This window comes from Acetobacterium bakii (genome assembly GCF_001263355.1).
Taxonomy (GTDB): domain Bacteria; phylum Bacillota; class Clostridia; order Eubacteriales; family Eubacteriaceae; genus Acetobacterium; species Acetobacterium bakii.
Map to the genome: position 1 here is coordinate 21,976 of NZ_LGYO01000069.1, position 8,363 is coordinate 30,338.

The window sequence follows — 8,363 nt, forward strand, 5'->3', positions numbered from 1 at the left end:
ATAGTCATGAATTCTTCAGAAAAGAAAAAACAAAAAGAAGCTTTTAAAGCTGCCTACATTAATAAAATTGAGGAGGTTTCCGGCGATTGTCTTGCTGAATCCTCGGTTCTCAAACAATACCAGGCACTGGCTGAGCTGGTTATGGACGATATCACCACCCAATGGGCTAAAAGCAATACCAAGTACAATAAACACCAGAATAAGCAGGTCTACTTTTTTTCCATTGAGTTTCTAATTGGAAGACTTCTGAAGTCTTATATTAACAATCTCGGTCTTGAAGATATTGTTACTGAAAGCCTGAAAGAATTAGGCCTGGACTTCACTGCCATCCAGGAACAGGAATCCGACCCTGGTCTGGGCAATGGCGGTCTGGGCCGACTCATGGCCTGTTATCTGGATTCCTCCGCGGCCATGGATATGCCTGCTCATGGCAATGGGATCCGCTATAAATACGGACTCTTTGAACAGCGGATTATCAATGGGGAACAGGTGGAGGTTGCCGACAACTGGCTGAGAAATGGCTACCCCTTTGAAATCCGCAAGCCCGATAAAGCCGTCATTATTAAATTTGGCGGAACCATTCACTCTGAAAAAATAAATGGCAATCTAACCTTTGTCCACGAAAACTACGAACCGATTCTGGCCGTTCCCTACGATATTCCCGTTAAAGGCTACCACAATGAAACCGTCAATTCGCTAAGGCTTTGGAGCGCTGAAACCCTGGAAGATTTTGATCTTCCAAAGTTTAATCAAGGTCAGTTTCTGGATGCCGTGCGCCATAAATCAGAGGCGGAATCGATTAGTCAAATTCTTTATCCCAATGATAACGGCTTTGACGGCAAGCTGCTCCGGCTCAAGCAGGAATATTTCTTTGTATGTGCCGGACTTAAACGGATTGTCAGGCGTTACAAGCAGTTCAATAATAACTCCATGGATGGCTTCAGCCAGAAAATCTGTATTCATATTAACGATACCCATCCGGCCATGTGCGGACCTGAACTCATGCGCATCCTAATGGATGAGGAAGGTTTTGGCTGGGATGACGCCTGGAAAATGACGGTTGAATCCATTAGCTTTACCAATCACACTGTTCTTCCCGAAGCCCTGGAAAAGTGGCCGGTAAGTATGATGAAATCCCTGCTCCCACGGATTTATATGATCATCGAAGAAATCAACCAGCGTTTTACCCAGGAAATTTATGCCAAATACCCCCATGACATGGAGCGCAACTATGGTCTTTCCATTATAAACAATGATCAGATCCACATGGCCAGCCTTGCAATCGTTGCCAGCCATTCCATCAATGGCGTTGCCGAGCTCCACAGCAAAATCTTAAGAGAAGAAACTTTTAAGGGGTTTTACCAGGTTTTCCCGGAACGGTTTCACTCCGTAACCAACGGTGTGACCCCACGGCGTTTCCTGATGAACAGTAATCCGGATTTAAAAGATTTACTCAATGAATCCATTGGCACCCAATGGCAGGGTAATCTCTTTGAACTCAAGCGCCTTTTGAATTATCTGAATGATCCTATCTTTTCTGATAAATTTAATGCCGTAAAACTTTCGAATAAAATTCGGCTGGCAGAGCATATAAAGAAACATAACAATCTGATCGTTGATCCGGCCTCAGTTTTCGATATCCAGGTCAAGCGTATTCATGCCTATAAGCGTCAGCTTTTGGATGCTTTGCATGTTTTGTATTTATACAATCAACTTAAGGAAAACCCGCATCTTGAAATCGCACCCCGAACCTTTATTTTTGCCGGAAAGGCAGCACCTGGGTATTATTATGCCAAACAGATCATTCGTCTTATTAATGCCATCGCCAAAATGGTCAATTCAGATAAAACTCTTAATGAGAAAATCAGGGTTGTTTTTTTAGAAAATTTTAATGTTTCACTGGCAGAAATTATTTATCCTGCGGCTAATGTTTCCGAACAGATATCTACCGCTGGCAAAGAAGCCTCGGGCACCGGGAATATGAAATTTATGATGAATGGCGCGATTACCCTGGGAACCATGGATGGTGCCAATATTGAAATTGCCGAGGCTGTTGGTCCCACTAATATTGTTACCTTTGGTTTATCCTCAGACGAGGTTTCACAATATGAAAAATACGGCGGCTACAGGTCCATTGATATCTATGAAAAGGATCCTCGCATTCAACAGGTTATGCACCAACTCATTGACGGCACCTTAGGCTTTGGGCTGAACTTCCAGAATATTTACGATTCCCTGTTGCTTCACAACGATACCTATTTTGTACTTAAAGACTTTAATGCTTATGTTGATGCCCAAAACCGGGTGGATCAGCTTTATCGCAATGAAAGAACCTGGACAAAAATGTCCATGACTAATATTGCCCATTCTGGTATGTTCTCAAGTGACCGTTCAATTTTAGACTATCAACGTGAAATCTGGAAAATAATTTAAGGGGGTAATAAAATGAATACTGAATGTGTCGCAATGCTCCTGGCCGGTGGTCAGGGAAGCCGTCTGGGCTCCCTCACCTTCAATAACGCCAAGCCTGCCGTTTTGTTTGGCGGTAAATACCGAATCATCGACTTTCCATTAAGTAATTGTATGAATTCAGACATTGATGTGGTGGGTGTCCTCACCCAATATCGGCCTTATATATTAAATAATTATATTGGTGATGGCTCGGCCTGGGCGTTAGACCAGGTTACCGGCGGGGCCCATATCCTGCCCCCCTACATGGGCCAGAAAGGCGGACGCTGGTATTCCGGTACGGCGGATGCCATTTTTCAAAACATTGATTTTATTGACCGTTTCGATCCCGAATATGTTCTGATCTTATCCGGGGACCATATTTATAAAATGGATTATTCCAAAATGATCGCTTTCCACAAGAAACAGGAGGCGGATCTTTCCATTGCGGTTATGGATGTTCTGATGGAGGATGCCCATCGTTTTGGCATTGTGAACACCGATGATGAAAATCGCATCACCGAGTTTCAGGAAAAGCCTGAGGAGCCCAAAAGCAACAAAGCATCCATGGGTATTTACGTCTTTACCTGGGAGGTACTAAAAAAAGCCCTTTTGGAAGACGCCGGCAACCGGGAATCCGAACATGACTTTGGTCTTAATGTGATTCCGATGCTACATGAAAATAATAAGCGAATTTTTGCTTTCCCCTATTCCGGTTATTGGCGGGATGTGGGTACTATTCAAAGTTATTATGATGCCAATATGGATCTTCTGGATTCCACCTGCGACTTTGATCTCACCGATCGGAGCTTTCGAGTTTTTTCAAACAATATGAGCCGTCATCCCCAGTACCTGGGACCTGAAGCAAAGATAACCAATAGCCTGATCTGTGATGGCTGCATTATCTTCGGTGAAATCGAACACTCCATTATTTCCCATGACGTGATTATTAAAAAAAATACCGTGCTTAAAAATGCGATTGTTCATACCGGTGCCATCATCGAAGATGGTGCAATTCTCGAGAACTGCATCATTGGGAGCCGCGCGAGAATCAAAGGTGATACACGTTTTATCGCAAGCGAGACCGACCTAATGCCTATCATTCATGTCATAAATTCATAGAACGGGGTAACTCAAATGAAAAATATAATTGGTATCATATTAAATGTTGATGGTGAAGATACCTCCCTAAGAGATTTTCTTGAACACCGCAGTCTAAGCACACTTCCCTTTGGCGGCCGTTATCGTCTTATTGACTTTACCCTGTCCAACATGGTGAACTCGGGGATTTCAAGTATTGGTGTCATTGGATCCCACAAATATAGCTCCCTGGTTGATCATCTTGGTACCGGAAAAGAATGGTCACTGAGTCGAAAAACCCAGGATCTTTCGATCCTGTCCGGCACCAGCAACAATCGCATTGGCGGCCTCATTAAAATTAATCTGAGAAATTTACAGGACAACCGCGCCTATCTTGAACATAATTCCGGCGAACATGTTATTATTTCCACCCCAAACCTGGTGACCTCTTTTGATTTTAAAAACGCCTATGATATTCATTTAAATAATAACAGTGATATCACCATGATCTTTAAAAAAGACGATCCTCGTTATAATTTATTGGATGATGATATTTATCTGGATTTCAATAAAAATCGTGTCAGCGGCATTCATTATAAAAAATCCCGTGTCACCAACCATTTTTTTGCTGAAATGTTTATCATTAAAAAATCCGTTCTCCTGCGTCTTTTGGATCTCAGCAAAATCACCGGAGATTGGGACTTAATGGAGATGATTCAGGCCAACGTTGATGAACTTCGGATTTACGGTGCCCAACACAGAGGCTATATTCAACGGGTAAACAGCCTGGAAAGCTATATGACATCCAGTATGGATTTACTGGAATTCGAAATTATGCAAGAGCTCTTCCTCGGAAAAAAAACCATTCATACCAAAATCAAAGATAATCACCCCAGCCTCTATTGTGATTCTGCCCATGTCTATAACTCCATTGTCGGCAGCGGTTGTATCATTCATGGTACCGTCTCCCACAGCATCCTTTTTCGGGATACAATCATGCATGAAGGCTCTCATATTCAAAATAGTATTATTATGCAAAAATGTGAAATCGGTAAAAATGTCTCTTTGAATTATGTTGTTATGGATAAGGATACGATTATCCGAGACAATACTACTCTTATGGGCCGGCCTCATTCTCCTATTGTATTTAAGAAAGGATCAGTGATCTAGTATGTTAAATGTACTTTTTGTTGCCACAGAAGCCTATCCATTCGCCAAAACCGGTGGTCTTGGCGACGTTATCGGCGCCCTTCCCAAGGCTTTTCCCAAGGTTGTTGATGCCCGGGTGATAATGCCTTTTTATGGCACCATTCCTGAAAAGCTCAAAGAATCAATAAAATATTTGGATCATTTCTACGTTCAAATGGGTGATAAGTTTGATTATTGCGGTCTTTTGACCTGCACATACGAGGGAATTACCTTCTATTTTATTGACAATGAAGGGTTTTTTAAACGGGCTGCGCTTTATGGCTACTTTGATGATGGTGAGCGCTTCACTTTTTTTTCCCGGGCCGTTCTCGATGCCATTGCTTTTCTCGACTTCATTCCGGACATCATTCATTGCAATGACTGGCAAACCGCTGCGGTTCCCTACCTGCTCACCCATCAATACCGGACAGCTCTTCCGAATACCAAAAGTGTATTTACCATCCATAACATGAAATACCAGGGAATTTATGCCTACGAGAGTATTCGCAACTATTTGAATTTAGGGTTTTTGCCTTCTGATTTAGAATATTATGGGCAGATTAACCTGATGAAAGGTGGCTTATATGCCGCCGATCTGGTCACGACGGTCAGTCCAACCTATGCCCAGGAACTTAAAGATCCTTATTATGGAGAAGGTCTTGACGGGATTGTCCGGGAAATCAGCGACCGGGAAGTTGGCATTATCAACGGCATCGATGAAACAATTTATGATCCTAAGACAGATGCGGCATTATTTGTGCCTTTTTCAAATCCAGACAAGAAAAAGATTGAAAATAAAATGGCGCTCCAGGAATACCTGGACCTCCCGATCCGGAGTGATGTTCCGATGATTGCCATGATCACCCGGCTTGTTGAACAAAAAGGGTTGGACCTTGTTGCCAATGTTATCCATGAAATTCTACAATTGGATTTACAGCTGGTAATTTTAGGCACCGGCGATGCGACATACGAAGATTTATTAAAAACCGTGGCCTATAACTATCCTGACAAAATGGTTACCATCATCGATTTCGATGAAAATCTGTCGCGAAAGATTTATGCCGCCAGTGATTTTTTTCTGATGCCTTCTAAATTCGAACCCTGTGGCTTATCCCAAATGATTGCCATGCGTTATGGTTCCATTCCCATTGTTCGGGAAACCGGCGGTCTCAAAGACACGGTTACCTCCTTTAACCCGGAAACGAAAAAAGGGAACGGCTTCAGCTTTGCCACCTATAACGCCCATGACATGCTCTTTACCATCCAGCGAGCCGTGAACTTATACACCGAAACCCCGGCACTATTCAAAATCATGGTAAAAAATGCCTTTAACACACATTTTGACTGGAAACTATCTGCCAAAACCTATCTTGCCCACTACCAGAAACTGATTGGTAAATAATGCTATGGACTTTCGACATCATTCATGGGATAAAGCCTTTCGTATCCCTTTTGGCGCCCTGCCGATGGGCAGCACCGTCACCCTAAAGGTCTGTGCCACCAATATCTACCATTTGCGGCTTCGTACCTATACCTCTGATCAGGAGCAGTGGCACATCATGATCGCCTCAGAAGAGCCTAACTACTGGGAAACCACCCTAACTCTTCCTGAGGCTGCAGGTATTCTCTGGTACGATTTTAGTTTTGAATCCAACGGTAGAGCCTATACCTACGGAACCCAAAGTGACCATCTAGGAGGCGAAGGCCAAATTTACGAGTCTTCGCCGCCGTCTTACCAAATTACTCTGTATGACCCAAAACGAAAATCTCCGAAATGGTATACCCAGGGAATTATGTATCAGATATTTCCAGACCGTTTTAATCGCGGTTCTGATTTTAACATCGATAACTTTTCACCAAATGCCCTGTTGCATCCTAATTGGAACGATTCACCCCACTATTTTCGAGGGGTTGACGATAAGATTGACTATTGGGATTTTTTTGGGGGAACCCTCACCGGAATTACCGAAAAACTGGATTATTTGAAAAGTCTCAATGTTACTATCCTTTATTTGAATCCAATTTTCAAGTCCCCAAGCAATCACCGTTATGACACCGGGGATTACATGACCATTGACCCCGTTTTAGGAACTCTGGAAAGCTTTATGACGCTGGCTACAGAATGCAAAAAAAGAAACATTGCCATTATTTTAGATGGTGTTTTCAGCCATACCGGTGATGACAGCCTTTACTTTAACCGCTTTGGCAACTATCCTGAATCCGGAGCCTTCCAGTCCCTCGAGTCCCCTTATTATCCGTGGTACAATTTTATTCAATATCCCCATAAATACTCGTGTTGGTGGGGTGTGGACGCAATGCCGAATACCAATGAAATGCACCCGGCTTTTCAGGATTTTATTTTCAAAAACAAAAATAGCGTGATTCGTTACTGGATGAATGCCGGCGCTTCCGGCTGGCGCTTAGATGTTGCCGATGAACTTCCCGATCCCTTTATAACCGGCCTCAAAGAAGCCATGCTGGAGCAAAACCAGGAGAGCATTCTGATTGGTGAAGTCTGGGAAGATGCGTCCCGAAAAATTGCCTATGATGAACTCAGAACCTACTTTTCCGGTCATGAATTGGATGCGGTAATGAACTACCCCTTCCGGGAAGCCTTTATCGACTTTCTCCTGGGTCAGAAAAGCGCCCCTCAGATCCAGCGGCTGATGATGTCACTTTATGAACATTACCCCAAAGAACAGTTTATGGGCAATATGAACCTTATCGGCAGCCACGACCGCCGTCGTATTCTCACTGTTCTCGGCGAAGCAGACGAGTACTTGAAAGATACGGAACGGGAACATTTTCGACTCAGTGAAAGCCAATATAAACTGGCGAAGAAGCGGCTCAAACTGCTCAGTCTCATTCAAATGACATTCCCAGGAGTTCCCTGTATCTATTATGGTGATGAAGTCGGGGTTCAGGGTTTTCAGGATCCCTATAACCGGCGAACCTATCCCTGGGGAAATGAAGATAATGAACTTCTGGACTGGTATCGACAAATTACCGAACTTCATGCTAAAAACTCAGTGCTTCAAAGAGGATCCTGGCAGCCCTATGAGGCCGGCGATGATCTTTTCGTCTTCGAACGCGCAGATAATCATGACACCTGTTTATGCCTCTTTAATCGCAATTCAAAGGCTATCCACCTTTACGAAGATCCCCGCTACATCCGCTGTATCGGGATTGATCTGTTAACCAATGCAACCGTCTCCCTGGACACCATTGTAATTGAACCTCTTTCCTATGCCATTATTGCCGTGAAAAACAAAAAAGAACTGACACTTATGTGAAAGTTCTGAGGTGATCGTCAAAATCGTCCTGAGGACAATCGTAAATCGTTGTCGGCTGCATGATCGTACAGGCTATGCCTGTGCGCCATGATGCCGACAACTGATGTTACCATTGTCCCCAGGACTTACTTTTTTAGTTTGATTATTAAATACGGGCATCTTGAACAACTCGTTGCAATACTGCCGTTGAAATGAAGACGTGCAACTCAGTCTCCGCTGCGGCCTAGACAACTTTTTTAAATGACTCTCGGTTTAAGCCGTGCTGGAACTGCGTCTCCGCTGCGCTGCGCCTCCGTTGTGGGGCTACGCCCCATAAAAAAATAGCTATGTAAGTTTTGATTTCAAGTGAACTTA

At 43.5% G+C, this 8,363-nt stretch carries 5 protein-coding genes; all 5 read left to right on the plus strand.

The features are described from left to right. Positions 1-6: 6 nt before the first annotated feature. The 5 genes from AKG39_RS18515 to AKG39_RS18535 are packed head-to-tail and all read left to right on the plus strand — an operon-like array spanning position 7 to position 8,009. Complete coding sequence (locus tag AKG39_RS18515; RefSeq protein WP_050741891.1) at positions 7-2,433, plus strand: glycogen/starch/alpha-glucan phosphorylase; 2,427 nt, start codon at positions 7-9, stop codon at positions 2,431-2,433. Between the two features lie 12 nt (positions 2,434-2,445). Further along, a complete protein-coding gene (locus tag AKG39_RS18520) occupies positions 2,446-3,570 on the plus strand; it encodes a glucose-1-phosphate adenylyltransferase (RefSeq protein WP_050741892.1) in 1,125 nt (374 codons plus the stop codon). A gap of 15 nt (positions 3,571-3,585) precedes the next feature. Further along, positions 3,586-4,698 (plus strand): glucose-1-phosphate adenylyltransferase subunit GlgD, encoded by a 1,113-nt coding sequence (glgD, locus tag AKG39_RS18525; protein WP_050741893.1) that lies wholly within the window; start codon positions 3,586-3,588, stop codon positions 4,696-4,698. A 1-nt stretch (position 4,699) separates the two neighbouring features. Further along, positions 4,700-6,118 (plus strand): glycogen synthase GlgA, encoded by a 1,419-nt coding sequence (gene glgA / locus AKG39_RS18530; RefSeq protein WP_050741894.1) that lies wholly within the window; start codon positions 4,700-4,702, stop codon positions 6,116-6,118. Beyond that, positions 6,108-8,009 (plus strand): alpha-amylase family glycosyl hydrolase, encoded by a 1,902-nt coding sequence (locus tag AKG39_RS18535; protein ID WP_242852669.1) that lies wholly within the window; start codon positions 6,108-6,110, stop codon positions 8,007-8,009. Before glgA ends, AKG39_RS18535 begins: the two co-directional genes overlap by 11 nt. Positions 8,010-8,363: the final 354 nt, after the last annotated feature.

What these genes read in the sequence shown, in the direction of transcription:
- AKG39_RS18520 (WP_050741892.1), top strand. Translation starts at nt 2,446, where the DNA reads ATGAATACTGAATGTGTCGCAATGCTCCTGGCCGGTGGTCAGGGAAGC.
- glgD (WP_050741893.1), top strand. Translation starts at nt 3,586, where the DNA reads ATGAAAAATATAATTGGTATCATATTAAATGTTGATGGTGAAGATACC.
- glgA (WP_050741894.1), top strand. Translation starts at nt 4,700, where the DNA reads ATGTTAAATGTACTTTTTGTTGCCACAGAAGCCTATCCATTCGCCAAA.
- AKG39_RS18515 (WP_050741891.1), top strand. Translation starts at nt 7, where the DNA reads ATGAATTCTTCAGAAAAGAAAAAACAAAAAGAAGCTTTTAAAGCTGCC.